The organism is Nonomuraea sp. NPDC001699 (assembly GCF_053596455.1).
Genome location: NZ_JBSFGF010000017.1, coordinates 114524 through 140105 on the forward strand (window position 1 = coordinate 114524; position 25582 = coordinate 140105).

General features: G+C 71.9%; 24 protein-coding genes. 14 read left to right on the plus strand and 10 right to left on the minus strand.

The window, feature by feature from the left end:
- Positions 1–26: 26 nt before the first annotated feature.
- On the plus strand, positions 27–554 hold the full coding sequence (locus ACWCSU_RS37310; RefSeq protein ID WP_357694645.1) for a CGNR zinc finger domain-containing protein: 528 nt from the start codon (positions 27–29) through the stop codon (positions 552–554).
- A gap of 259 nt (positions 555–813) precedes the next feature.
- Here the strand turns inward: ACWCSU_RS37310 and ACWCSU_RS37315 are convergent, their stop codons facing one another.
- The 4 genes from ACWCSU_RS37315 to recO all read right to left on the minus strand — a co-directional run bounded on the left by ACWCSU_RS37315 (position 814) and on the right by recO (position 4938).
- Positions 814–2403: an ABC transporter permease gene (locus ACWCSU_RS37315; RefSeq protein WP_449941493.1), complete on the minus strand. Its 1590-nt coding sequence runs from the start codon at positions 2401–2403 to the stop codon at positions 814–816.
- A complete protein-coding gene (locus tag ACWCSU_RS37320; RefSeq protein WP_449941496.1) occupies positions 2400–3308 on the minus strand; it encodes an ABC transporter ATP-binding protein in 909 nt (302 codons plus the stop codon). The genes ACWCSU_RS37315 and ACWCSU_RS37320 overlap by 4 nt, the downstream gene beginning before the upstream one ends.
- Before the next feature lie 116 nt (positions 3309–3424).
- Complete coding sequence (locus ACWCSU_RS37325) at positions 3425–4207, minus strand: isoprenyl transferase (protein ID WP_357693975.1); 783 nt, start codon at positions 4205–4207, stop codon at positions 3425–3427.
- Positions 4204–4938, minus strand: a complete 735-nt coding sequence (recO, locus tag ACWCSU_RS37330) for a DNA repair protein RecO (RefSeq protein WP_357693977.1) — start codon at positions 4936–4938, stop codon at positions 4204–4206. The genes ACWCSU_RS37325 and recO overlap by 4 nt, the downstream gene beginning before the upstream one ends.
- Positions 4939–5078: 140 nt before the next feature.
- Here recO and ACWCSU_RS37335 point away from each other — a divergent pair, with 140 nt between their 5' ends.
- The 4 genes from ACWCSU_RS37335 to ACWCSU_RS37350 all read left to right on the plus strand — a co-directional run bounded on the left by ACWCSU_RS37335 (position 5079) and on the right by ACWCSU_RS37350 (position 9952).
- Complete coding sequence (locus ACWCSU_RS37335; RefSeq protein WP_357693980.1) at positions 5079–6587, plus strand: CDP-alcohol phosphatidyltransferase family protein; 1509 nt, start codon at positions 5079–5081, stop codon at positions 6585–6587.
- Entirely contained in the window at positions 6584–7303 is a 720-nt protein-coding gene (locus ACWCSU_RS37340; protein WP_352323408.1) for a DUF5941 domain-containing protein, read from the plus strand. The genes ACWCSU_RS37335 and ACWCSU_RS37340 overlap by 4 nt, the downstream gene beginning before the upstream one ends.
- A 216-nt stretch (positions 7304–7519) precedes the next feature.
- A complete protein-coding gene (locus ACWCSU_RS37345; protein ID WP_449941500.1) occupies positions 7520–8929 on the plus strand; it encodes a glycoside hydrolase family 16 protein in 1410 nt (469 codons plus the stop codon).
- A 75-nt stretch (positions 8930–9004) separates the two neighbouring features.
- The gene (locus tag ACWCSU_RS37350; RefSeq protein ID WP_364086870.1) at positions 9005–9952 is read left to right on the plus strand and encodes an isopenicillin N synthase family dioxygenase; all 948 of its coding nucleotides are present in this window, start codon (positions 9005–9007) and stop codon (positions 9950–9952) included.
- Here the strand turns inward: ACWCSU_RS37350 and ACWCSU_RS37355 are convergent.
- The gene (locus ACWCSU_RS37355; RefSeq protein ID WP_449941503.1) at positions 9949–12297 is read right to left on the minus strand and encodes a GH1 family beta-glucosidase; all 2349 of its coding nucleotides are present in this window, start codon (positions 12295–12297) and stop codon (positions 9949–9951) included. The genes ACWCSU_RS37350 and ACWCSU_RS37355 overlap by 4 nt on opposite strands.
- Before the next feature lie 91 nt (positions 12298–12388).
- Between ACWCSU_RS37355 and ACWCSU_RS37360 the strand changes: the two genes are divergently transcribed.
- The 3 genes from ACWCSU_RS37360 (at position 12389) to rocD (ending at position 15003) form a co-directional block, all read left to right on the plus strand.
- Positions 12389–12877 carry an Lrp/AsnC family transcriptional regulator gene (locus tag ACWCSU_RS37360; RefSeq protein ID WP_357693992.1) on the plus strand — a complete coding sequence of 163 codons (489 nt, stop codon included), beginning with the start codon at positions 12389–12391 and terminating at the stop codon, positions 12875–12877.
- A gap of 121 nt (positions 12878–12998) precedes the next feature.
- Complete coding sequence (ddaH, locus tag ACWCSU_RS37365; RefSeq protein ID WP_364086864.1) at positions 12999–13796, plus strand: dimethylargininase; 798 nt, start codon at positions 12999–13001, stop codon at positions 13794–13796.
- A 1-nt stretch (position 13797) separates the two neighbouring features.
- Positions 13798–15003 (plus strand): ornithine--oxo-acid transaminase, encoded by a 1206-nt coding sequence (gene rocD, locus ACWCSU_RS37370; RefSeq protein ID WP_449941508.1) that lies wholly within the window; start codon positions 13798–13800, stop codon positions 15001–15003.
- 162 nt (positions 15004–15165) lie between these two features.
- On the opposite strand, the gene ACWCSU_RS37375 is transcribed toward rocD, so the two are convergent.
- The 4 genes from ACWCSU_RS37375 to ACWCSU_RS37390 all read right to left on the minus strand — a co-directional run bounded on the left by ACWCSU_RS37375 (position 15166) and on the right by ACWCSU_RS37390 (position 19301).
- The gene (locus tag ACWCSU_RS37375) at positions 15166–16362 is read right to left on the minus strand and encodes a CU044_5270 family protein (protein ID WP_449941510.1); all 1197 of its coding nucleotides are present in this window, start codon (positions 16360–16362) and stop codon (positions 15166–15168) included.
- Positions 16355–16891: an RNA polymerase sigma factor gene (locus ACWCSU_RS37380; RefSeq protein ID WP_357694002.1), complete on the minus strand. Its 537-nt coding sequence runs from the start codon at positions 16889–16891 to the stop codon at positions 16355–16357. The genes ACWCSU_RS37375 and ACWCSU_RS37380 overlap by 8 nt, the downstream gene beginning before the upstream one ends.
- Before the next feature lie 130 nt (positions 16892–17021).
- Positions 17022–17738 (minus strand): class I SAM-dependent methyltransferase, encoded by a 717-nt coding sequence (locus ACWCSU_RS37385; protein WP_449941513.1) that lies wholly within the window; start codon positions 17736–17738, stop codon positions 17022–17024.
- 9 nt (positions 17739–17747) lie between these two features.
- A complete protein-coding gene (locus tag ACWCSU_RS37390; RefSeq protein ID WP_449941516.1) occupies positions 17748–19301 on the minus strand; it encodes an alkaline phosphatase D family protein in 1554 nt (517 codons plus the stop codon).
- A 216-nt stretch (positions 19302–19517) separates the two neighbouring features.
- On the opposite strand from ACWCSU_RS37390, the gene ACWCSU_RS37395 reads away from it, so the two are divergent.
- From ACWCSU_RS37395 to ACWCSU_RS37405, 3 genes are all read left to right on the plus strand, one after another.
- Positions 19518–20795, plus strand: coding sequence for a Glu/Leu/Phe/Val family dehydrogenase (locus tag ACWCSU_RS37395; protein ID WP_357694008.1), 1278 nt, complete (start codon positions 19518–19520; stop codon positions 20793–20795).
- Between the two features lie 72 nt (positions 20796–20867).
- Positions 20868–21062 (plus strand): hypothetical protein, encoded by a 195-nt coding sequence (locus tag ACWCSU_RS37400; RefSeq protein WP_357694010.1) that lies wholly within the window; start codon positions 20868–20870, stop codon positions 21060–21062.
- A 28-nt stretch (positions 21063–21090) separates the two neighbouring features.
- Positions 21091–21573, plus strand: coding sequence for a cupin domain-containing protein (locus tag ACWCSU_RS37405; RefSeq protein WP_357694012.1), 483 nt, complete (start codon positions 21091–21093; stop codon positions 21571–21573).
- Here the strand turns inward: ACWCSU_RS37405 and ACWCSU_RS37410 are convergent.
- Complete coding sequence (locus tag ACWCSU_RS37410) at positions 21570–22028, minus strand: MarR family winged helix-turn-helix transcriptional regulator (RefSeq protein WP_449941520.1); 459 nt, start codon at positions 22026–22028, stop codon at positions 21570–21572. The two genes, ACWCSU_RS37405 and ACWCSU_RS37410, sit on opposite strands and share 4 nt — an antisense overlap.
- A 51-nt stretch (positions 22029–22079) precedes the next feature.
- Here ACWCSU_RS37410 and ACWCSU_RS37415 point away from each other — a divergent pair, with 51 nt between their 5' ends.
- The 3 genes from ACWCSU_RS37415 to ACWCSU_RS37425 are packed head-to-tail and all read left to right on the plus strand — an operon-like array spanning position 22080 to position 25580.
- The gene (locus tag ACWCSU_RS37415) at positions 22080–23159 is read left to right on the plus strand and encodes a substrate-binding domain-containing protein (RefSeq protein WP_449941523.1); all 1080 of its coding nucleotides are present in this window, start codon (positions 22080–22082) and stop codon (positions 23157–23159) included.
- Between the two features lie 52 nt (positions 23160–23211).
- Positions 23212–24579 carry an APC family permease gene (locus ACWCSU_RS37420; RefSeq protein WP_357694020.1) on the plus strand — a complete coding sequence of 456 codons (1368 nt, stop codon included), beginning with the start codon at positions 23212–23214 and terminating at the stop codon, positions 24577–24579.
- Complete coding sequence (locus ACWCSU_RS37425) at positions 24576–25580, plus strand: acetamidase/formamidase family protein (RefSeq protein ID WP_397042728.1); 1005 nt, start codon at positions 24576–24578, stop codon at positions 25578–25580. The genes ACWCSU_RS37420 and ACWCSU_RS37425 overlap by 4 nt, the downstream gene beginning before the upstream one ends.
- Positions 25581–25582 lie beyond the last annotated feature (2 nt).

Sequence of the window (25582 nt, forward strand, 5' to 3'; positions counted from 1 at the left end):
TCAACATGCCGTTTGGCCATGACATGGTGCATTCTTTGGCGACCGTTGTCGACCTGGTCAACACCTCGCCGTCCACCGGCGGCGACGACGACCTGGCCAGCCTGGCCGAGCTGCAAACCTTCGTGGAGTCCCGGCAGATCAGCGGCATCGGCGCGCTGACGGCCCGCGACCTCGGCCAGGTCCGCATGGTGCGCGAGGCGTTCCACCGGGTGTTCACGGCCTCCGACGTGGCGAGCGCCGTGCGCACCCTCAACGCGCTGCTCGCCGAGACGCGCATCACGCCCAGGCTGACCGAGCACGACGGCCATCCGCTGCACGTCCACTACTTCGCCACCGACGCCACACTCGCCGAGCACATGGCCGCCGACTGCGGCGTGGCGCTGGCGCACCTGCTGGTGGAGGGCGAGATGGAACGCCTGCGCACGTGCTCGGCCCCCGACTGCGACCGCGTGTTCGTGGACGAGTCCCGCAACCGCTCACGGGTCTACTGCGACAGCCGCACCTGCGGCAACCGCATGCACGTCGCCGCCTACCGCGCCCGCCGGCGCGCCTGACCGTCCCCGATCACGCGGACCGCCCGCCCCCGCGATGACCGGGGGGCGGGCGGCAGCCGCGCCGGATTCAGGGCGCTTCGCTGGACGTCTGCCACCACGGCGGCTTGGCGGTGGCGAAGACGTCGGAGCAGTTGCACGAGCCGCAACCTGGGATCATCGGCCCTCCTTCTTCGTGGGGGAACGGGTTGTACCCGCCTTCACCCGCTCTCAGCCTGACCCGCGTGACAGAATTCCCAATCCCGCCGCCGAGCCACGTTCCTCAGCCGACGTCGCGCCGCCGCAGGGCGAACAGCCCGCCGGCCGTGAGCGCGGCCGTCAGGGCGAGCAGCGTCAGCTCGGGCACCGTGCCGAACGCCTGCCCCGCCATGATGTTCGGCAGGTAGTGGAACGGCTCGAACGGCGTGCCGCCCCACACCCCGTAGAAGGGGGCGACGACCTGGCCGAGCAGGGCGGTCAGGACCCAGGCCGCCCAGCACAGCGGCACGCTCGCCCGGGGCAGCAGCCCGTAGGCCGTCAGGCAGACCGCGCCGACGCACCAGGCCGCCGGAGCCTGGCTGAGCGCGGCGGCCAGGAAGCGCGGCGCGGTGCCGGCGAGGTCGCCGAGGAGCGCGGCGTACACGGCACTGAAGACGAGGGCGGCCAGTGCCAGCAGCGCGACCGTGCCGAGCGCGGCCACCGCCAGGTGCCCGGCCGCCCAGCGGACCCGGGTCAGGGGTGTGGACTGCACGTGGTCGGCGCGGCCCGAGGTCTCCTCGGCGCGCAGCCGCATGATCATGAGCACCGGGTAGAGCGCGATGCCGTAGGCGAGGATCAGCAGGTAGTACCACATGTACCCGTCGAGGGCGTCGGCCGCCGGGACGCCGAGCAGGGTCGTGATGTTGGTGACCACGACGCTCGGGCGGGCCAGGACGTCCTTGGCCAGCGGGCCCATCGCGCCGCCCACCGCCGCGAACGCCGCCGTCCCGGCCGCCCACTTCAGCAGCAGGCCGCGGTGCAGCCGCCAGGCCAGCGAGACCGGGCCGCGCAACGCGGGGGCCTCCTCCTTGCCCGGACGTTCCGGCAGCAGGCCCGAGCCGAGGTCGCGGCGGCCGAGCAGCGCGTACGCCACCGCGCACAGCGCCCCGGCGGCCAGCGTGGACACGCCGAGCAGCCACCACCGCTCGTCCCGGTAGGCGTCCACCAGGTGGCTCCAGCCGAGCGGTGACAGGGCCTTGAGCCAGGGCCGGTCGCTCGCGTCGGCGGCGTAGCGCAGGACGTAGGCGAGGCCGAGGGCGTACAGGCCGATGACCGTGGCGGTACGGGCGTCGCGCGCCAGTTGCGCGGCGACGGCGGCGACGCCCGCGAACACCCAGCCCGCCACCACGACGGCGGCGCCGTAGGCGAGCGTGCCGACGGGTTCGAGGCCGGCGGCGAGCAGGGCGGCGGCGGTCAGCGCCCCGCCGGTCAGGCTGGTCGCCCCGGCGACCAGCAGGGCCGCGCCGAGCGGCGCCCGGCAGCCGACCACGCCCGCGCGCACCAGTTCGGTCCGGCCCGCGTCCTCCTCCCTGCGGGTGTGCCGCACGACGGTCATCAGGGCGGCGAACGCGTTGATCACGTAGAGGAAGCCGCCGCTGCGCCAGGTCGCCAGCACCTCCAGGCGCGGTTCGACGACCCCACCGCCGAGCGCCCGGAAGAAGGCGTAACGGCGGACGACGTCGGTGTAGGCGAGCTTCAGCTCGTAGGTGCCCATGTTCCGGTTGATGTAGCCGACCATCGCCAGGCTCAGGGCCACGAGCAGCAGGAACCACCAGGGGGCGACGGCACGCTCGCGGCGCAGCGCCAGGCGGACGAGCGTCCCGGTGCCGCTCATCGCACGGCCTCCGCCCGCCGGCCGCCCTCGTAGTGGCGCAGGAACAGCTCCTCCAGCGTGGGCGGGCGGCTGTCCAGGGTGCGCACGCCCGCCGCGGTCAGGCTGCGCAGCGCCGCGCCGAGCGCGTCCGCGTCCACGTCGAACCGCACCCGGCCGTCCTCCGCGCGCAGGTCGTGCACGCCGGGCAGCCCGGCCAGCCCTTCGGCGGGCCGGTCGAGCTCGGCGTGGACGGTGGTGCGGGTCAGGTGGCGCAGGGCGGCCAGGGTGCCGCTCTCGACCGCGCGCCCGTCGCGGATGATCGTGACCCGGTCGCACAGGGCCTCGACCTCGGACAGGACGTGGCTGGACAGCAGCACGGTACGGTCGCCGCGCCGCCGCTCCTCCCTGACGACCTCCCGGAACGTCTCCTCCATGAGCGGGTCGAGCCCGGAGGTCGGCTCGTCGAGCAGCAGCAGCTCGGCGTCGGAGGCGAGCGCCGCGACCAGCGCGACCTTCTGCCGGTTGCCCTTGGAGTAGGCCCGGCCCTTCTTGCGCGGGTCGAGGCCGAACCGGTCGAGCAGGTCGTTCCTGCACCCGCGGTCGAGGCCGCCGCGCAGCCGGCCCAGCAGGTCGATGACCTCGCCGCCGGACAGGTCCGGCCAGAGCGTGACGTCGCCCGGCACGTACGCCAGGCGACGGTGCAGCTCGGCGGCCTCGCGCCAGGGGTCGCCGCCGAGCAGGCGGACACTGCCCGCGTCGGCCCGCGCGAGGCCGAGCAGGATGCGGATCGTGGTGCTCTTGCCCGCGCCGTTGGGGCCCAGGAAACCGTGCACCTCGCCGGTGCGCACGGTCAGGTCGAGGCCGTCGAGGGCCCTGGTCCGGCCGTACGCCTTGACGAGTCCGGCCACCGAGATGGCGTCGCTCATGATCTGCCTCATGACTATTCGCTCGTACAGTTGACTACCCGAACGAGTAGGACGCTATATCAGCGTATAGTCGCCGTCCAGTGCGGCAGCTCAGCGGAGGTGCACTCGGGGTTTCCCTAGGCGCCGGGGACCTGGTTGGGGATCGCGCCGCCGTAGCGGCGGTCGCGCTTGGCGTACGTCTCGCACGCCTCCCACAGGTCGCGGCGGTCGAAGTCGGGCCAGAGCCGGTCGAGGAAGACCATCTCGGCGTAGGCCGACTGCCACAGCAGGAAGTTGGAGAAGCGCTGCTCGCCGGAGGAGCGCAGGAACAGGTCGACCGGCGGGATCTCCGGCTCGTCGAGGTAGCGGGCGAACACCTTCTCGTTCACCTTGGACGGCTTGACCCGCCCCGCCGCGATGTCGGCCGCCAGCTTGACCGCCGCGTCGACGATCTCGGCCTGGCCGCCGTAGTTGACGCAGAACTGCAACGTCAGCTTGCTGTTGCCGACGGTCATCTGCTCGGCGGTCTGCAACTCGGAGATCACGCTCTTCCACAACCGCCCCGGACGGCCCGCCCAGCGCACCCGCACGCCCATGGCGTTGAGCTCGTCGCGCCGCCGCCTGATCACGTCGCGGTTGAAGCCCATGAGGAAGCGCACCTCGTCGGGCGAGCGCTTCCAGTTCTCCGTGGAGAAGGCGTAGGCGCTCAGGTAGGGCACGCCCAGCTCAAGAGCCCCCTCGATGACGTCGAACAGCGAGGACTCGCCCGCCTTGTGGCCCTCGGTGCGGGGCAGGCCGCGCGCCTTGGCCCAGCGGCCGTTGCCGTCCATCACGACGGCGACGTGCCGGGGCACGAGGTCACGCGGGATCGGCGGCGGGGTGGCGCCTGACGGATGAGGGGTCGGAGGCCGGACGTTCACGCATGCTCCCTTTCGACGTGTCGCAGAGAGCGTATTCCGTGTTCGAGATGCCATTGCAGATATGCGGCGACCAGACCGCTGCACTCGCTGCGGTGACGCGACTCCGAGGCGTCGGCGGTGGCCCAGTCGCCGCGCAGCAGCGCCGTCATGAGCCCGATCGTCTCCCCCGCCGGCACCGCCGAGCCCGCCGGGCGGCACGCCCCGCACACCACGCCGCCCGCGACGATGGCGAAGGCCCTGACCGCCGGGGCCTGGCACTTGGCGCACGCCTCCAGCGCGGGCGCGTAGCCGGCCACCGCCAGCGAGCGCAGGAAGTACGCGTCGAGCACCAGCCTGGCCTCGTGGACGCGCTCGGACAGCGTGCGCAGCCCGCCGACCAGCAGCAGGAACTGCCGCAGCGCCGGCTCCTTCTCGCCGTGGGTCAGCCGGTCGGCCGTCTCCAGCATGGCGCTGCCCGCGGTGTAGCGGGGATAGTCGACGGCCAGCGCCTCGCCATAGGGCCTGATGGTCTCCGCCTGCGTGACCACGTCGAGCGTGCGGCCGGTGTGGAGCTGGAGGTCGACGTGCGTGAACGGCTCCAGCCGCGCGCCGAAGCGGGACTTGGTGCGGCGCACGCCCCTCGCCACCGCCCGGATCTTGCCGGTGCGCTTGGCCAGAACGGTGACGATGCGATCGGCCTCACCGAGTTTCTGCGTCCGCAGGACGACGCCTTCGTCGCGGTAGAGACTCACTTGCCCATCTTACGGCCGCACGCGAGGCATGTTCCGGGCATGCTCTTGTGACGCGACTTTGCCCTGCCGTCACTAGACTTTGACGTCTGTCCCCGCATCACCCGTTGTTCAACCCCCCGCTACTGCCTCGAAAGGGAGTCATGACCCGCGTGGTCCTGCTGGGCTCTTCGCCCGGCCCCGACACCTCTCCGACCGGCCTGAGGCTGGCCGCGCTGCCCGGCAATCCCACCGTGGCCGAGCGGCTGCGAAGCCAGCTCGCTTCCTATGACCCGCGGCCGGCCACGATCGAGACCGGCGACGTGGCCGCCGCCCTGCGTGCCCTGGCCGACGTCGCAGATTCGGCAACGGAGAACCTCTTCATCATCCCCCAGAACTCGGTCGTCCACGACGAGCTGATCTACCAGATCAGCAAGGCCAAGCGCGGCGCGCTGGCGCTCGTGGCCAAGGAGCCGCGGCTGGAGGTGACCGAGGAGGCGCAGGAGGACACCGTACCGATCGACGAGGCCGATCCGGAGATCGGCTACGGCCGCCTCGAAGGGCTGCCGGTGCGCGCCCGCGTCGGCAAGTCCCGCGTCGTGTCGGTCGGCACCGCCAACCACGCGGTGACCAGGCCCAACGCGGTGGTGCTCGGCCCGCTGCACATCAGCGCCCGCAACGCCCCCGTGCTCGCGCAGACCTGCCGCGAGCTGGCCCAGATGGCCGGCCGCTTCGGCAAGGACGACGACCTCGTCCAGCTCCTCGTGTTCGGCCTGGTGCGCAACGGCGTGTCGGTCGGCGTGCGCGGCCGCCGCGACCTGTTCTACCGCCGGGTGAGCACGCAGGAGGAGGTCAACGAGGCCGGCTCCGAGATGGCCGGCATGAACGAGGACCGCGCCCGGCTCAACAACGCGGTCAAGGGCGCCGACGGCTTCTTCACCACCTACTTCGTCTCCACCTACTCGCGCTTCATCGCCCGCTGGGCGGCGCGGCGCGGGCTGACGCCCAACCAGGTGACGCTGATCTCGATCACGCTCGGCGTGGCCGCGGCCGCCTGCTTCGCCACCGGCGACCGTCCGTGGATGGTCGCCGGCGGCCTGCTGATCTACTTCGCCTTCGTCTTCGACTGCGTCGACGGCCAGGTGGCCCGCTACGCCCGCAAGTTCGGCGTGCTGGGGGCCTGGCTCGACGCCACCTTCGACCGCTTCAAGGAATACGTGGTCTTCGCCGGTCTGGCCGTCGGCTGGGTCGTCTCGGGCAACGGCGACGACATCTGGATCCTGGCGCTGGCCGCCATCGGGCTCCAGTCCGTACGCCACCTGCTCGACTTCTCCTTCGGCATCTCCAACCGGCGCAAGCCGCCCGGGCAGCTCCCCACCCTCCCGCTCGACGCCCCCGACGACCGCGACCTGCGCAAGGCGCTGGAGCGGCGCAAGGCAGAGCGCAGCCAGGGCCTGCGCGGTGTGCTCAAGATGTGGACCAGGGCGGGCAAGTTCCGCGCGGTCCACTGGGCGCGGAAGATGATCGTGTTCCCCATCGGCGAGCGGTTCGCGGCCATCGCGATCACCGCCGCCCTCTTCGACGCCCGGATCACTTTCCTCACCCTCGTGATCTGGGGCTCCGTCGCCGCCGCCTACACCCTCACCGGACGCCTCATGAGGTCGCTCGTATGATCACTCAACCGCAGGCCATGGCCACCCCCACGCCGGACCCCGACGAGGAACGCCGCCGCATCCAGACCGCCCGCCTGCTCGCCTACCGCGACGACGGCCCGCTCGTGCACGCCCTGGCGGGCAAGCTGGGCAAGGGCCTGCCGCCCGTGCCCGCCACGCTCGTGGCACTGCTCGCCGTCGTCGCCGTCACCGTCGTCGGGCTGCCCGACAAGGGGCCGCTGCTGCTCGTGCCGGTGGCCATCACGCTGCTGCTCGTGCTGCCGACCGCACCGCGCGACCACCTGGGCCGCTTCGACTGGCTCACCCCGCCGCTGCTGCGCGGCACCGAGTTCCTCGCCATGATCGCGATCGGCCTGGCCGCCGGCGCGCCGAAGTGGCTGCTGTTCGTGCTGGTCTACGTGGTGGGCTACCACACCTACGACACCGTCTACCGCACCCGGCAGAGCATCTGGCCGCCCGCGTGGGTGTTCCACGCGGGGCTCGGCTGGGAGCTGCGCCTGCTGATCATCGGTGCGGGCGCGGCGCTGGGCTGGCTGACGCCGGTGCTCGCGGTGCTGACGGCGTACCTGTTCGTGCTGTTCGCGGTGGAGAGCGTGACGAGCTGGGTGCGTCTGGACAAGGCCTCTGCGCAGGCCGGCGCCGACGCCGAACAGGACCTTGAGGCCTCGCCCGAGGACGCGCTCGAACAGGCCACCGGCGAGGCGGAGAAGGGCTGAGCGGCCACCTCCCCCTCCGGACACGACGCCGGGCACGACGGCGGTCACGGGCTCCCGACCAGGGCGCCGGTGGCCGCCGTTTCGCGTCCGCGCCCGGAACCGGCCGCGACGCCCGATCCTGGAGCGCTCTCTCGTATTGACACGCGGTCACGGGCGTGTTTACGTCGCGTCAAGAGAGCGCTCTCTCGCTCGACTCCACACCCCCATGGAGCTGGGATGACAACAGAGATCCGGCACCGGCGCCGCCTGGTGGCCGTGGCGGTGGTGCTCGTGGCACTCACCGGCCTGCTCGTCAAAGTGGCCGTCAGCGCCTCGGCGTCCGTGCCGTCCACGCCGTCCGGCTGGTCGCTGGTCTGGTCCGACGACTTCAACGGCTCGGCGGGCACGCCGCCCTCGTCCGCCGAGTGGATCGTCGACACCGGGCACGGCTACCCCGGCGGGCCGGGCAACTGGGGCACCGGCGAGGTCCAGAACTACACCGCCGGCACGTCCAACCTCGGCCTCGACGGCTCCGGCAACCTGCGCATCACGCCCCTGCGCAGCGGCTCGGGCGAGTGGACCTCGGCCCGCATCGAGACCAGGCGGGCCGACTTCAAGCCGGCCGCCGGACGCGTCCTGCGGATCGAGGGCAGGATCCAGATGCCGAACGTGACCGGTCAGGCGGCGCTCGGCTACTGGCCGGCGTTCTGGGCGCTCGGGGCGCCGTACCGGGGGAGCTACTGGAACTGGCCGGGCATCGGCGAGTTCGACATCATGGAGAACGTCAACGGCCTCAACTCCGTGTGGGGCGTGCTCCACTGCGGCGTCAACCCCGGCGGGCCCTGCAACGAGACGACCGGCCTCGGCGCGAGCCGGGCCTGCCCAGGCTCCACCTGCCAGTCGGCCTTCCACACCTACCGCTTCGAGTGGGACCGCGCCGCCAGCCCGAACCAGCTGCGCTGGTACGTCGACGGCCAGCAGTTCCACAGCGTGAGCCAGAACCAGCTCGACGCCACCACCTGGAACAACATGACCGGGCACGGCGGCTACTTCCTGCTGCTCAACCTGGCGATGGGCGGCGCGTTCCCCAACGCCCTGGCCGGCACGGGCACGCCGACGGCGGCGACCGTCCCGGGGCATCCGATGCTGGTGGACTACGTGGCCGTCTGGCAGAGCGGCACGGTCTCCACCCCGACCGCGACCCCGACCGTGACCCCCACCGTCCCGGGCGGCGTGGACGCGCGCTCCACCATCCAGGCCGAGCGCTACCAGGGCCAGTCGGGCACCATCGTCGAGACCACCACCGACACCGGCGGCGGCCAGAACGTCGGCGCGATCGCCAACGGCGACTGGCTGCGCTACGACGGCGTGAACTTCGGCTCCGAGCCCGCCCTCCAGTTCAAGGCCAGGGTGGCGTCGGGGGCCGCGGCCGGTGTGAGCGGGCTGGTGCAGGTGCGGCTGGACAGCCCGTCCGCGCCGCCGATCGGCGACTTCGCGCTGGCCGACACGGGCGGCTGGCAGAGCTGGCGCACGGTACCGGCCAACATCGGCGGGGTGACCGGCACGCACACCGTCTACCTGACCTTCAGCAGCGGCCAGCCCGCCGACTTCGTCAACGTCAACTGGTTCACCTTCTCGACGGCCTGACCTCCCTCAGGGTTCCCCTCAGGCCCGGCTCGGCGCCTCCGGTACGCCGCGGCCGGGCCGGGGAACAATGGGACGGTGCGCGAATTGCCGGTGATCGACATCTCCCCGCTGCTCGACGGTGCCACGGGCGGTGACAGGCAGGCCGCCGGCGCGGCGATCGGCGCGGCCTGCCGGGACAACGGGTTCTTCTACGTCTCCGGGCACGGCGTGCCGCAGGAGCTCCTCGACCGGCTCGACGCGGCCGCCAGGCGTTTCTTCGCGCTGCCCGAGGAGGTCAAGAACGAGATCTCCATGGACCGGGGCGGCCCGGCCTGGCGCGGCTTCTTCCCGGTGGGCGGCGAGCTCACCTCGGGCAGGCCCGACCTGAAGGAGGGCGTCTACTTCGGCGCCGAGCAGCCGCCCGGCCCGCTCCCGCTGCACGGCCCCAACCAGTTCCCCGTCCAGGTGCCCGAGCTGCGGGAGGCCGTGCTCGCCTACCTGGACACGATGACGGGGGTCGCGCAGGCGGTCATGTCCGGCGTGGCGCTCAGCCTGGGCCTGGACGAGGGCTACTTCCGCACCGGCTACACCGCCGACCCCACCGTCCTGTTCCGGATCTTCCACTACCCGCCCGCGCCGCCGGACGACGACGAGACCTGGGGCGTGGGCGAGCACACCGACTACGGCCTGCTCACCCTCCTCCTCCAGGACTCCAACGGCGGCCTCCAGGTCCGCACCGCGGACGGCTGGATCGAGGCGCCGCCGCTGGCGGGCACGTTCGTCTGCAACATCGGCGACATGCTCGACAAGCTCACCGGCGGCCGCTACCGCTCGACCCCGCACCGCGTACGCAACCGCAGCGGCAACGAGCGCCTGAGCTACCCGTTCTTCTTCGACCCCGGCTGGGACAGCGAGGTCCCGCCCCTCCCCTACGCCGCCGGCGAGCGCTGGGACGGGCAGGTCGACTTCACCGGAACCTACGGCCAGTACCTGCTGTCGAAGGTGTCCAAGGTCTTCCCGCGCCTGTTCGAACGGCAGATCTAGGCCGACTCCCGCACCACCAGCCGGGTGGGCAGCACGACCGGCGTGGTGCTCCTGCCCTCCAGCCGCGACAGCAGCAGCCGCGCGAGCGCCAGCGCCTGCTCGGTGACCGGCACCCGCACGGTGGTGAGCGCGGGGGTGGTGGCCGAGGCGGCGTCGATGTCGTCGAAGCCGACGATCGCCAGGTCCTCGGGCACCCGCCGGCCCGCGGCGCGGGCGGCCAGCAGCGCGCCGATCGCCATGCGGTCGTCGGCCGCGAAGATCGCGTCCAGGTCGGGGGCGTCGCCGAGGAGCTGCCCGGCGGCCGCCGTGCCGGAGGCGCGGGTCAGGTCGCCGATCGCCGGGCGGACCCGCAGCCCGGCGCGTTCCATGGCCGCACGATGGCCGGCGAGCCGGTCCTGGGTGGCGACCAGGTCCATCGGGCCGCAGATCACGCCGATGCGGCGGCGGCCGGTGGCCAGCAGGTGCTCGGTGGCCGCCGCCGCGCCCGCGGCGTTGTCGGCGTCCACGTACGGCACCAGCGAGCTGACCGGCGGCCGGCCCAGCAGCACGAGGGGCACGCCGGTGCGCGAGAGGCGTTCGGCCAGTGTGTCGCCCCGCTCGGGCGGCAGCAGGACGACGCCGTCCACCAGGCGGGCCTCGGCGTGCCGGACGATGCGGCGGTGGCTCTCGGCGGTGTCGGCGAGCATGAGGGTGATCTGCTTGCCCGCGCCCTCCAGCAGGCTCGTCACGTACTGGACGACGGCCGGGACCATCGGGTCGGCGGCGTGCCTGGGCACCGACAGCACGAGAGCGACGGTGTCGGTGCGCCGGGTCACCAGGCTGCGGGCGGCGGCGTTGGGCACGTAGCCGAGCTCCTTGACGGCCTGGAGGACCGTGGAGCGCACCTCGGGGCTGACCGACGCCTCGCCGTTGACCACGCGGGAGACCGTGGCCCGGGAGACGCGGGCGCGGGCGGCCACGGTCTCCAGCGTGGGCCGTCTGGGCGGGGCCTCGGTCAGGCCGTTGCGCCTGATCACGTCGCGGTACCACAGCGCGCTGTCCTTGGGCCGCCTGCGCTGGGTGTCGAAGTCGACGTGCACGAGGCCGAACTTGCGCCGGTAGCCGTCGGCCCATTCGAGATTGTCCAGCAGCGTCCAGACGAGATATCCGCGGACGTTCGCGCCCTCCTCGACCGAGGAACGCAGAGCCCTCAGGTGTTCCTCGACGAAATGCACGCGGTCGACGTCGTGAATGCCGTCGGGGGTGACCGTGTCGACGAAGTCGGCGCCGTTCTCGGTGACCATGAGTTCGAGGCCGGGATATTCCCTGGAGAGCCGCCGCAGTAACAGGGAGAGGGCGTTCGGGACGATCGGCCAGCCCATCGCGGTGACCGCCGTGGGAATGGTGCTGAAAAGCACGCCCGCGCTTCCCGGATAGGCCGGGTCGGCCGGTTCGCCGGGCTGCGCCTGGACGACGGCGGGCGCGTAGTAATTGACGCCGAGCAGGTCGAGCGGCTGGGCGATGTCGGCCAGGTCGCCGTCGTGGACGTGCCCGAGCCCGGCGTGCTCCTCGATGACCGGCAGCAGGTCGGCGGGGTAGGCGCCGCGCAGCATCGGGTCCAGGAACTGCCGGTGGACCAGGGCGTCGATCCTGGTCACGGCCTCGGCGTCCTCCTCCGACAGCGGCCGGTCGAAGTCGCCGACCTGGGCGGGCGTCAGGACGGGCGAGAAGTTGAGCACGGCCCCCACCTCGGCGGCACCGGCGGCGCGCAGGGCCTGGGCGCCCAGGCCGTGGGCGAGCAGCAGGTGGTGGGCGGCCCGGAACGCGTCGGCGGCCGACCGGCGGCCCGGCGCGTGCACCCCCGAGCCGTGGCCGACGAAGGCCGCCACCCACGGCTCGTTGACGGTGAACCAGGTGCCGACCCGGTCGCCCAGCCGGTCGGCGACGATCGCCGCGTAGTCCGCGAAGCAGCGGGCGGTGTCGCGGGACGGCCAGCCGCCGCGCTCCTCCAGCGCCTGCGGCAGGTCCCAGTGATAAAGCGTGGCGTACGGCGTGATGCCCGCCTCCAGCAGCGCGTCGACCAGCCGCTGGTAAAAGTCGAGACCGGCCGCGTTCACCTTTCCCGCGCCCTCGGGAAGAATGCGCGGCCAGCTCACCGAGAATCGGTACGCCGCCATTCCCAGGTCTTTCATCAGCCGGACGTCGTCGCGATATCGGTGGTAATGGTCGCAGGCGTCGGCCGGGCCGCCGGCGAAGGCGTCCCAAATGGACGGCCCGCGGCCGTCGGCGGCCGTGCCGCCCTCGATCTGGAAGGCCGACGTCGAGACCCCCCAGACGAAACCCTCGGGAAAGCGTGCGATATTCATGTGGCGTCAATCCTCCGGCAGTGGACCGAGCGCCCAGTCTCCCGCGCGGCGCTCGTCGCGCGCCAGCCTGGCCAGGCGGTATACAGAGCGCGTGGAACTGGACCGGCTCGATCGTGACATCATCGCGGCGCTCGTCGACGACGCCCGCGCGACCTACGCGGACATCGGCCATCAGGTGGGGCTGAGCGCGTCGGCCGTCAAGCGGCGGGTCGACCGGCTGCAGAAGAGCGGGGCGATCACCGGTTTCAGCGCGCGGGTGGCGCCGCAGGCGCTCGGCTGGACCACCGAGGCGTACGTCGAGCTGTTCTGCCAGGGCAAGACCAAGCCGTCGGACATCGCGCTGGCGGTGGCCAAGTTCCCCGAGGTGGTGGCGGCGGCCACGATCACCGGCGAGGCCGACGCGCTGCTGCACATCAGGGCCACCGACGTGCGGCACGTCGAGCGGGTCATCGAGCGCATCGCGGCCGAGGCTTTCGTGGTCCGGACGAAGAGCTCGATCGTGCTGTCACGGCTGGTCGACACGCCTCCGGGAGCCGCTCTCACGGACGCGCGCAACGGATCGCACGTGGTCAGCCGATAGACGCAACAGACCTGCGCCAACGCGCAATGCGAACCGCTTGGCCTGCGCAAACGTCAATTCTTAGGCTGTGCTCGTCTCCCCCGACACGGGAACTTCCCCTGCAATGACGACGGAGCCCTGCATGCCCAAACACTTCCTCATGTGCCGCCCGGACCACTTCGCGGTCGAGTACGCGATCAACCCGTGGATGGACCCCGAGGCCGGCGCCGACCGTGAGGTGGCGATCCGGCAGTGGGAAGGGCTGAAGTCGGCGTACGAGGAGCTCGGGCACAAGGTCAGCCTGATCGACCCGATCGAGGGCCTGCCCGACATGGTGTTCGCCGCCAACGGCGCGCTGGTCGTCGGCGGCCGGGTCTACGGCGCCCGCTTCACCTTCCCCGAGCGCGGCCCCGAGGGCCCGGCCTACCTGCGCTGGTTCGTCGAGCGCGGCTACCCGACCCTGGAGCCCACGTACGTCAACGAGGGCGAGGGCGACTTCCTCACCCTCGACGAGGTCATCCTCGCCGGCACCGGCTTCCGCACCGACGTGGTCGCCCACCAGGAGGCGCAGGAGTACCTGGGCCGCCCGGTCGTCTCGCTGAAGCTGGTGGACCCGCGCTTCTACCACCTCGACACCGCGCTGTTCCCGCTCGACGGCCGCAACGTCGCCTACTACCCCGGCGCCTTCTCCAAGGGCAGCCAGGAGGTGCTGCGCTCGATGTTCCCCGACGCGGTGATCGCGACCGCCGAGGACGCCGAGGTGCTCGGCCTCAACGCGGTCAGCGACGGCAGGAACGTGGTGATCAACTCCGAGGCGTCCGGGCTCCAGCTGGAGCTCAAGCGGCACGGCTACGAGGTCATCCCGGTCGAGCTGTCGGAGCTGCGCAAGGCGGGCGGCGGTCCCAAGTGCTGCACACTGGAGATCAGGGGGGAGAAGTAACATGAGCACCAGCGCAGAGCTGATCGAAGTAAGCGAGCGCCGCAGCGCGCACAACTACCATCCGCTGCCCGTGGTCATCCACGAGGCGCACGGCGCGTGGGTCACCGACGTCGAGGGCAAGCGCTATCTCGACTGCCTGTCGGGCTACTCGTCACTGAACTTCGGCCACGGCAACCCGAAGATCATCGAGGCCGCCCAGGAGCAGCTGAAGAACCTCACGCTGACCAGCCGGGCCTTCTACCACGACCAGTTCGCCCGGTTCTGCGCCGGGCTCGGCGACCTCACCGGCAAGGACATGATCCTGCCGATGAACACCGGCGCCGAGGCCGTCGAGACCGCGATCAAGGTGGCCCGCAAGTGGGGCTACGAGGTCAAGGGCGTCGCGCCGGAGCAGGCCAACATCATCGTGATGGAGGACAACTTCCACGGCCGCACCACCACGATCATCAGCTTCTCGACCGACCCCGACGCGCACGACGGGTTCGGCCCGTACACGCCCGGCTTCACGATCGTCCGCTACGGGTCCGCCGAGGCGATCAGGGAGGCGATCGACGACAACACCGTCGCCGTCCTCGTCGAGCCGATCCAGGGCGAGGCGGGCGTGCTGGTGCCGCCGGACGGCTACCTCACCGAGGTCAGGCGCATCTGCACCGAGAACAACGTGCTGATGATCGCCGACGAGATCCAGTCGGGGCTCGGCCGCACCGGCCGCACGTTCGCCTGCGACCACGAGAACGTCGTCCCCGACATCTACATCCTGGGCAAGGCGCTCGGCGGCGGCGTGGTGCCGGTGTCGGCCATCGCCGCGGACGAGGACGTCCTCGGGGTGATCAAGCCGGGCCAGCACGGGTCCACGTTCGGCGGCAACCCGCTGGCCTGCGCGGTCGGCATCGCCGTCATCGACATCCTGAACACCGGCGAGTTCCAGGCCAGGGCCGCCCGGCTCGGCGAGGTGCTGCACGCGCGGCTGCGCGAGCTGGCCGGCAAGGGCGTGGTGGCGGTGCGCGGGCGCGGGCTGTGGGCGGGCGTGGACATCGACCCGGCCCTCGGCACCGGGCGCGAGGTCTCCAAGGCGCTGATGGCGCGCGGCGTGCTCGCCAAGGACACCCACGGGTCCACGATCCGGCTCGCGCCGCCGATCGTGATCTCCGAGGAGGACCTGGTCTGGGCGGTCGACCAGCTCGCCGCCGTCCTCGAAGAGCTCTAGGTCTCCTACGGCTTCGCCTGGTCACGCCACCCGCCGTACTTCGGCCGGCGGCCCTCCGGGAAACGGCCGCTGACCCCGCACGGGCACGCCGCCGTGGCGGCGCGCCCTGTGGGCCTGCTGGGTGGGTCTACCGGGTGGCCGGCCGCCGGCCGCCGGTGGAGGTCACGAACCCGGGGTGGGGGTGACGGTACGCGTCACCGTCGGCTCCGGGGTGCCGGTCGGCCCGGTCTCCGGCTCGCGGGTCGACTCGACCGCGAACGCGCTGGTCGGCTCCGGGGTGAACGTGAACGTCGCCTCGGCCGCCGGCAGCTCCGCCGTCGTCGGGCCGGACTCCGAGGGAATGGGTGTGGGGGCCTGGGTCTCCGGCGTGCAGCTCGCGTCGGCGCCGGCGTCGGGGGCGTCCGGCAGGGCGTCCACCACGGAGACGTCGAGCTGGGCCGTCAGCGCCAGGACGCTGTCCTTCGGCGCCCCGGCCTTGGCGTCCACCGCGACCTGCCGCTCGCCCAGGAACGTGTGCGCGGCCGGGTCGAAGATCAGCTCTTCACGCACGCCCCAGTCGGCGACCCGGCCCAGCGCCACGCCCACGCGTCCCGAGGAGTCGGCCACGCCCTCGGCCGCCTCGACGCCGGGGATCGTCTTGACCGCCTCGAACAGGGCGTCCCGCTGCGGCTTGGGCAGGTAGTTCTCCCTGACGAGGTCGCCTGCGCGGGTGAAGGCGGCGGCGTCGGCGTTGACGTCCTTGCCCTTGGGGACCGGCTGGTAGAGGCGGTCGCGCATGGCCGTGGCGTCGGTCGGGAGCGTGCTCAGGAAGGCGTAGTCGTCGCGGTAGGGGCCGCGCAGGTCGGGGCAGGAGGCGAGCTGGTTCCACTCGCTGCCCTGCCAGTTCTTGGCGTCCGCCGGCAGCGGCTCGCCCGGCCAGGGGCGCGGCTCCTGCCCCTCGGTCAGCAGCAGGCCGTCCTTGCTGCCGTCCACCGACTTCCAGATCTTGCGGTGCTGGCGGTAGAGGTAGCGGGTCTGTCCTCCGGACGCGTCGACCGAGTGCGAGCCGTACATGGTGTCGGACTCGATCAGGATGAACTGGTCCGGCCTGGGGTTCAGCTCTCCGCCCGAGAGGACCACGGAGGTGGCCGGGCGGATCTCCGTCCCGCCCTGGCCGGACAGCGCCACCGCCACGCCGCCGACCAGGACGACCGTGACGCCGAACGCGGCGGCCGTCTGCCAGCCGAGCCTCGGCAGCCGCAGGCGTCGCCCGCCGCGCGCCTCGGCCAGCAGCCGTTCCCGTGCCCGCGCGCGGGCCTGCGGCTCGTACGGCGGCGCGGACGGCCTGCCGTCGGCGAACGTCCGGATCTCGTCATCCATGCTGGGGCTCCTCTGCTGCGAAGGGGTCGATGCCGCCGAGCGCCCTGCGTACCTTGACGCGGAGCCGGTGCAGCCTGGACCGGACGGTGCCGACCGGCACCCCGAGGGCGCGGGCGGCGTCCTCGTAGGTCAGGTCGGCCCACGCCACGAGCAGCAGCAGGTCGCGCTCGCTCGCGCTGAGCCTGGTCAGCGCCCTGGCCAGGCGCGGCTGGAGCTGCTCTGCGGTGACCCGGTCGGCGCTGCGCTCGTCGAACGTGCCGGGACGGTCGGCGCCGACCCTGGCCATGGCCGCGGTGCGCCGCCGTTCGGCCCTGCGGTGCTGGGACACGACCTTGGTGGCGATGCCGTACAGCCAGGGCCGGGCGTCAGGCAGGGTGCGGTCGTAGCGGCCGCGCCCGCGGAAGGCGACGAGGAACACCTCCCCCGTCACGTCGTCGGCCAGCTCCGCGCCCAGGCGGCGGGCGGCGTACCGGTGGATCTCGTCGGCGTGCCGGTCGAACAGTGCGGCGAAACGCTCAGGGTCGCCCATGGAATGCCCGATCAGGGTCGAGTCATCCAGCGTTTCGGTTGTGTCCTCGACACTCACCACATCCGGTCCTCTCTCATGCGGTCACCCTGTTGTTGGCCGCACCCGGAAGCCCGGTTCCACCTTTTTCGGGTTACGTCGCCTTCCGCCAGGCCGCCAGCCCGTCGGGGGCCTCGTCCTTGACGAACCCGGCCGCCGTCAGCTCCGCGGCCAGCCGCTCGCCGCCCGGCCGGTGGGCCTCGCTGGTCACCTCGTCCTCGCCGATCACCACGCCGCGCTGCCTGACCCGGTAGAGGAAGCGGGAGCGCACGGTCTCGCCGGAGACGCCGAGCACCTGGCCCCAGACCTCGTAGGCGTGCCGCCCGACCTGGTACGACCCCATGAGCTCCAGCTCACCCGGCGTGGGCGCGGGCCGCTCGCGCCAGTTGAACAGCAGCAGCCCGCCCGGTTCGAGCTGCCTGGCCAGCACCCGCCACAGCTCCTCCCGCCGCCCGGCCGGGAACGCCTGGAGCACCGAGATCATCACGACCGCCTCGACCGGTACGTCGACGTCGACGTCGAGCGCCCCGCAGGCCAGCACGGTGACGCGGCGGCGCGCCTCCTCGTCACCGGCCAGCCGCGACAGCAGTACCGACCGCATGGCGAGCGCCGGCTCGACGGCGAACACCTCGCCGCGCGTCTCGCGCACGATCAGCTCGGTGATCAGGCCGGTGCCCGCGCCGATCTCCATGACGGCGCCCCGCACGCCCTTCAGCAGGGGCGGCAGCGACTCGCGGATCTCGGGGACGTGCCCGTCCTCGTGCCACAGGTCGTAGAAGGGCACCGCCCTGGAGTACTGGTCGTCGTTCATGGGTCCTTTCTACGCCAGCCGGGCCGAGTCGATCGGCCGCACCCCGTCGCCCACCGACTCGTACCAGGTGATCGTGTCGGGGAAGGTCAGCGTGGCCAGCGCGTTCTGGAACAGCGGCCCCTTGGTCACCCGCCAGCGGAACGGCGGCCGCGGGATGCCTGCCAGCCGCGCCAGCAGGCTGCCCACCAGCGTCGCCAGCCCGAACTGGGTGAGCACGTTGGCCCAGCGCAGCAGCCGGCTGAGCGGGTTGCGGATCGGCGAGCAGACGACCTGGTAGATCTGCCCGGCCGACGCCTTGGCCAGGTAGGAGTAGTGGACGTCGCCGGACAGGATCACGGCCGGTTTGCCGAGCTTGACCAGCATCCTGCCCAGGTCCTCGAACGAGCGCCGGAAGGCCGCCCAGTGCTCCAGGTCGACGGCCTGGCGCAGCTGCTCCGACAGCCGCTGGGCCGTACGGCCCCACTTGCCGTCGCACAGCGCCTCGTTCCAGTTCTGGACGCCGTGGACGCCCTCGGGCAGCAGGAACGGGATCGAGGAGCCGATGACCAGCCGCTCGGCCGGCGTGGCGGCCTGCTCCTGGAGCCAGGCCCACTCGTCGGGGTCGAGCATGCGCCGGTCGCCGGGGGTGAGCTGCCTGGCGCACCTGGTGTCGATCATGATGAGCCGGGTGTGCCCGAGGTCGCGGGTGTAGCTCCAGCGGTTGCTGCTCGGCTCGGCGTCGGCCTTGGCGGCGAACGCGTCGAGGGCCGGGCCGCCGTCGCCGCCGCCCTCGGTGAGCTCGCGCACCAGCGGGTCGGCCGCGCGCTCGGCCGGAGTCAGGTTGCCGAGGTGCTGGTAGACGAAGTACGCCCCCAGCCCCGCGACCACCCGCCGCGGCCACCAGCTCGTCAGGGCCATCTTCTCCCGCCAGGACTGCGAGGTGTTCCAGTCGTCGCGCAGGTCGTGGTCGTCGAAGATCATGGCGGTGGGCACGGTGGACAGCAGCCAGCGGATCTCGGGGTCGGTCCACGCCTGGCGGTAGAGCTCGGCGTACTCCTCGAAGTCGGCGATCTCGCCCTGCGGCTCGGTGGAGCGGCGGGCGTGGATGTAGTCGAGCATCTGGGGCGAGGGGCTGTCGGCGTAGACCTGGTCGCCGAGGAGCAGCAACAGGTCGGGCCACTCCTGCTCGTCGGCGCGCATGAGGCTCACGCCGTACGCGCGCAGCACGTCGTCGCCGTGGGTGCGGACGTGGGCGGAGTCGTGCGGCACGCTCGTCCGGCACGACCCGAACGCCAGCCTGCGCGGCCCTTCTGCGGGCAGCAGCCGGACCCGGCTGGCCGGGCGACCCGCCAGGGGCCAGACCTGGTCCCCGTCGAGGCTGACGGAATAGGAGGCGATATCCTGGGACAGGCCGACGAGATCCACGATCGCGTAGTGGTGACCGTGCACGGTGAAGGTGGGCGACCGATAAGCCCCGCCTGCCGTCTCGACGGTTACCGTGCAGGGCTCGCTGGTCTCCACCCAGATCGAGGCGCTGACCGAGTCGACGTGACGCAACATCGGCCCAACCACGAGTGCGGGCATCCAACCCTCCGGTTTTCGACGATTCGGCAAACTCTCGATCGACAGCCTGCCAGAGTGGCACGTTCCCAGCACGTTGATCAACGGCTTGGATATCCCTTCATAACCTAGGCAAGGTCAAACAGCCCGGCCTAGGATGATCGAGACAACACGCCCAAGAGGGAAGGCAATGGCGCCTTCTCCCGCAAACTGGGCGCGCATACAGGAGGAAACTCGACCATGAGCATCATGGTGCCGTCAAAGACGCCGGCGCTGATCACACCTGGTCAACAGGCGCTCGACTCCGCTCTCCACCAACTCCATCAGGCCGCCGCCCACCTCGGGCTCGACGACGGCCTCCGCACGATGCTGGCCACGCCGCGCCGCTCGCTGACCGTCTCGGTCCCGGTGCGCCGCGAGGACGGGCGCATGGACGTCGTCCAGGGCTTCCGCGTCCAGCACAACGTCTCACGCGGCCCCGCCAAGGGCGGTATCCGCTTTCATCCCGGCACCGACATCCACGAGGTCACCGCCCTGGCGATGTGGATGACGTGGAAGTGCGCACTGGTCGGCATCCCGTACGGCGGCGCCAAGGGCGGCGTGGCCGTGGACCCGGGCGCGCTGACCACGATCGAGCTCGAACGGCTCACCCGCCGCTACGTCAACGAGATCCTGCCGCTGATCGGCCCGGAGAAGGACATCCCGGCCCCCGACGTCGGCACCGACGAGCAGACCATGGCCTGGATCATGGACACCTACAGCGTCAACGCCGGCTACTCGGTGCCCGGCGTGGTCACCGGCAAGCCGATGACGCTCGGCGGCTCGCTCGGCCGCACCGGCTCGACCTCGCGCGGCGTGCAGATCGCGGCGCTGGCCGCGCTCGGGCGCTCACCCGAGGGCGTCACGGTGGCCGTGCAGGGCTTCGGCAAGGTGGGCGCGCTGGCCGCGCAGTACCTGTCCGACGAGGGCTGCAAGGTGGTCGCCGTCTCGGACGTGACCGGCGCGCTCTACGCGCCCGGCGGCCTCGACGTCGCCCGCGTGCGCGCCTGGGTGGCCGAGACCGGCGGCGTGTCCGGCTACCCGCACGCCGACGCGATGGCCCACGACGACCTCTTCGAGCTGGACGTGGACGTGCTCGTCCCGGCCGCGCTCGAAGGCGTGATCACCGAGGCGAACGCGCCCCGCGTGCGCGCCCGGCTGATCGTGGAGGGCGCCAACGGCCCCACCACGCCGGAGGCCGACGAGATCCTGGCCGCCAACGGCACCACCGTCGTGCCGGACATCCTGGCCAACGCGGGCGGGGTGATCGTGTCCTACCTGGAGTGGGTGCAGAACATGCAGGCCTTCTCCTGGAGCTCGCGTGAGGTCGAGGTGAAGCTGCGCGACCTGATGGAGAGCGCCTTCGCCGAGGTCAGGTCGATGTCCGCCGAACGCGGGCTGACGCTGCGGGAGGCGGCGCACGTGATCGGCGTGGGCCGGGTCGCCGAGGCGCACAGCATGCGCGGGCTCTACCCCTGACCGACTTTGGTCGCACGTGACCCGCCCAAGGTCGGATGCCGGGGCGGGTCCCGTTCTGCCACTGTCGAGGCCATGAGGGGTTTCTTCGGGATCATGGCCGTGCTCCAGGGGCTCGGCGGGTTCGTCGGGCGCGTCTGGTTCGACACGGAGTGGGGGTTCGTGGGGCGGCTCGTGGAGCTGCCCCTCGCGGCGTATCTGGGGCTCGCGGCCGTCGGCGTGGCCCTTCTGGTGTGGGGCGACCACGACAGGAGGAACCGCGAGAGCTGACCGCCGGCGGTTCGGGCAGGATGGCCTCATGACCTATCCGGAACCGCGCTATTCGGGCGACACCGGCGAGCTGTCGGCCACGTACCGCCCCTACGCCCACGGCCCCGAGCTGACCTACCAGAACGGCAACACCGTCCACTACCTGGCCACCGGAGCCACCACCAACGGCCAGTTCGGGCTCTACCGCTGGGTCATGGGGCCCGAGCCGTCCGGGCCGAGCCCCCACTTCCACAAGTCGATCTCCGAGTCGTTCTACATCCTCGAAGGCTCGGTGCGGATCTACGACGGCAGCCGCTGGATCGACACGCGGCCCGGCGACTGGGTCCACGTGCCCGAGGGCGGCGTGCACGCCTTCCGCAACGAGTCGGGCGAGCCCGCGACCATGCTGCTGCACTTCGCCCCCGGCGCCCCTCGCGAGGGCTACTTCGAGGGGCTGCCGGAGCTGGCGGGCAAGAGCGAGGAGGAGAAGGCCGAGTTCTTCATCCGCCACGACACGTACTGGCTGGGCTAGCGGGGGGCCACGGCTTCGGCCGAGGCGCGGTCGAGGGCCGCCGCCAGGTCCTCCAGCTCGCGCATCAGCCGCTCGGTGCGCTCCTGGCCGAACGCGGCGGCGACGGCCCGGTGGTGCTCGGCCACCGCGCCGTCCACGCGGGCCAGCAGGTCGCGCCCCCGGTCGGCCAGGAACACCGCCACCCGCCGCCGGTCGCCCGCCGACGCGCCCCGGTGGACCAGCGCCCGGTCGATCAGCCGGTCGACCGCCTTGGTGAGCGTCGGGTGCGGCATGAGCACCGCCTCGGCCAGCTCCCCCATCGAGTGGCCGCGCCCGTCGGCCAGCGCGCGCAGGATGCGCCACTGCTCGACGGTGACGTCCTCACCGGCCAGGGTCGCCGCCAGGCCGCGCGTGACCTCGCGTTCGGCGCGGCTGAGCACGTACGCGAGTGAGGACCCCAGCCCGGATTTAGCCATGGAAGATCAGGTCCTTTCACCGGAGAGCTAGTTCGGAGGATACTCGTCGGCGTGGCGGCGATCGTCGATCCTTTCGAGGCCCGGCTCCTCCCCTCAGACGCGGTCAGGATCGGCCTCGTCGTGCCCGTGTCCGGGGTGCTCGGGCTGGTGGGACCGTGCGCGATCAACTGCGCGGTGCTGGCCGCCGAAGAGGTCAACGCCCGGGGCGGCGTCCTGGGCAGGCAGGTCGAGCTGGTGCTCGTCGACGGCGGGCGGCCGGGGCGCGAGGTGGCCGCCGAGGTGGCCGGCCTGGTGGCGTCCGGCACGGTCGAGGCCGTGGTGGGCACGCACGCGAGCGACGTCCGGGTCGACGTGGTCGCCGCGATCGGCGGGCGGGTCCCGTTCGTGTACGCGCCGCCGTACGAGGGCGGAGGGCACGCGCCGGGCGTCTACTTCCTCGGCGAGACCCCCGGCAGGCAGCTCGAACCCGGCATCGAATGGCTGGTCCGCGCCCACCGGGCACGCCGCTGGTACCTACTGGGCAACGACTACGTCTGGCCGCGCCTGGTGCACGCGGGCGCCCGGCGCCGGCTGCGCGCGCGCGGCGCGACCGTCGTCGGCGAGACGTTCGTCCGGTACGGCGAGGCGGCCTCCTGGCTCGACCGGATCGCCGGCGCCCGCCCCGACGCGATCCTGCTCACGCTGATCGGCAGCGACCTGGTGGCCTTCAACCGGGCCTACGCGGCGAGCGGGCTCGGCGCGGCCCGGCTGTGCGGGGCGCTGGAGGAGCACGGCCTGCTCGGCATCGGCGGCGACGGCACCGGCGAGCTCTACGCCTCGATGGGCTACTTCCGCGACCTGCCGACCGAGGCCAGCCTGCACTTCGCCGAGCGGTACGCCAAACGCTTCGGCCCGCACGCCCCCATGCTCAACGCCCACGGCCAGGGCTGTTACGAGGCCGTCGCGATGCTCGCCGCCCTGTCCGGACGGGCCGGCAGCCTGGCCGTCCCCGCCCTCGACGCGGTCGCCGACGGCACCACGATCGTGAGCGCGCGCGGCCCGCTCACGCTGCTGAACCGCCAGGTGCGGCGCACGGTGCACCTCGGCAGGGCGGACGGCCTGGATTTCTTGCTTGAGAAACCTTTTCACTAGAAAGCTTTGGCTCTAAGGTGCCAATCGCCCCCCACGCTTCGAGGAGCCCCAGATGAGCACTATCGAGCAGTTCGGCTATCGCCAGGAACTCCAGAGATCCTTGGGTTTCTCCGACCTGATGATCTACGGCCTGATCTTCATGGTGCCGATCGCGCCGTTCGGCATCTTCGGCAACGTCTTCGCCGTCTCCCACGGCATGGTCGCGCTCGCCTACATCATCGGCCTGGTGGCGATGGGGTTCACCGCGCTGTCGTACGCGCAGATGGCCCGCGCGTTCCCGATGGCCGGCTCGGTCTACACCTACGCCGGGCGGGGCATCGCCGCGCCGGTCGGGTTCATCGCCGGCTGGGCGATCCTGCTCGACTACATCCTCGTGCCCGCGCTGCTCTACCTGGTGGCCAGCACGGCCATGACCTCGTTCGTGCCCGGCATCCCCATCTGGGGCTGGCTGGTCGTGTTCGTGCTGCTCAACACGGTGGTGAACTACCTGGGCATCCAGATGACGGCCAGGATCACCAGGGTCATGCTGGTGGCCGAGCTGATCGTGCTGGCGATCTTCCTGGTGGTCGGCGTCATCGCCCTGGCCCAGGGCAAGGCCCAGACCAGCGCGTTCACCCCGATCTTCGAGTCCTCCTCGTTCACCTGGACGGTGGTCTTCGGCGCCGCGTCGGTGGCGGTGCTGTCGTTCCTGGGCTTCGACGGCATTTCCACGCTGGCCGAGGAGAACCGCGAGGGCGGCGCCCGGCTCGGCCGGTCCATGCTGGCCGCGCTCGGCCTGGCCGCCGTCCTGTTCGTGGTCCAGACCTGGGTGGCCGCGCTGCTCACGCCCAACCGGGAGACCCTGATCTCCGCGGGCGACACGACGGGCAACGCGTTCTACGACACCGCGGAGTTCGCCGGCGGCCACTGGCTGTCCGTGCTCACGGCCGTGGCCACCGCCGTCGCGTGGGGCTTCGCCAACTCGCTGGTCGCCCAGGCGGCCACCTCCCGGCTGCTGTTCGCGATGGCCCGCGACCGCATGCTGCCCTCGTTCCTGTCCAAGGTCGACCCGCGGCACAAGGTCCCGGTCAACGCGACCCTGCTGGTGGCCGCGATCTCCCTGGCCCTCGGCATCTGGATGAGCACGCGGAAGAACGGCATCGGCGAGCTGGCCTCGCTGGTCAACTTCGGCGCCATGACCGCCTTCCTGCTGCTGCACATCGCCGTGGTCGTGCACTACGTCTTCCGCAGGCGCAGCCGTAACCTGCTGATGCATCTCGTGGTGCCCGTCATCGGGTTCGTCGTCCTGGTGGCCGTCGTGTACAACCAGAACGTGGCCGCCCAGTGGGTAGGCGGCATCTGGCTGCTGCTCGGTATCTTCGGCCTCGGCATCGCCTACCGCATGGGCCGCAGGCCCGTTCTTCCCTCGGAGGTCAAGTGAACGTCGTCTCCTACCACCCCTCGCCGGAGGAGCTCAGCTACACCTTCGGTGGTCGTGCCGCCCTGGGCAGGGTGCGGCCCGGGACGGTGATGGAGCTGTACACCGAGGACTGCTTCGGCGGCCGGGTGCGGACCGTGGACGACCTGCCGTCGCGGGTCTGCGAGTTCCCGTACCTGAACCCGGTGACCGGCCCCTTCCACGTGGAGGGGGCCGAGCCCGGCGACACGCTGGCGCTGCACTTCGTCAAGATCACGCCCGCCCGCGACTGGGCGGTCTCGACCACGTTCCCGCACTTCGGCGCGCTGACCGGCACCCACACCACGGCGACGCTCCAGCCGCCGCTGGAGGAGCGGGTGTGGCGCTACGACATCGACGTGGACAAGGGCGTGGCGGTCTACCACGCGCGCAACAGCGACTTCAGCGTCGCGTTGCCGCTCGACCCGATGCACGGCACGGTGGGCGTGGCCCCGGGCGCGAACGAGGCCCGCATGACCATCACCCCCGACGCGCACGGCGGCAACATGGACACCCCGGAGCTGCGCGCGGGCGTCACCGTCTACCTGGGCGTCAACGTCGAGGGCGGCATGTTCTCGATCGGTGACGGCCATGGTCTGCAGGGGCACGGCGAGGTCTGCGGCACGGCCGTGGAGTCGGCCATGAACACCGTGGTCGCGGTCGAGCTGATCAAGGGCGTGGCCACGCCGTGGCCCCGGCTGGAGGACGACCTGCACCTGATGTCCACCGGCTCGGCCAGGCCCCTGGAGGACGCCTACCGCATCAGCCAGCACGACCTGGTGACCTGGACGTCGGAGCTGACCGGCCTCGACACGCTGGACGCGTACCAGCTCGTCAGCCAGGCGGGCCAGGCGCCGGTCGGGAACGTGTGCGACACCAACTACACCATGGTCGCCAAGCTGCCCAAGACCTACCTGGGAGCCCCTTCGGTGTACGAGGACGTCCACGCCCGCCTGCGGGCCCTGGGCGCCCAGTACGACGCATGACA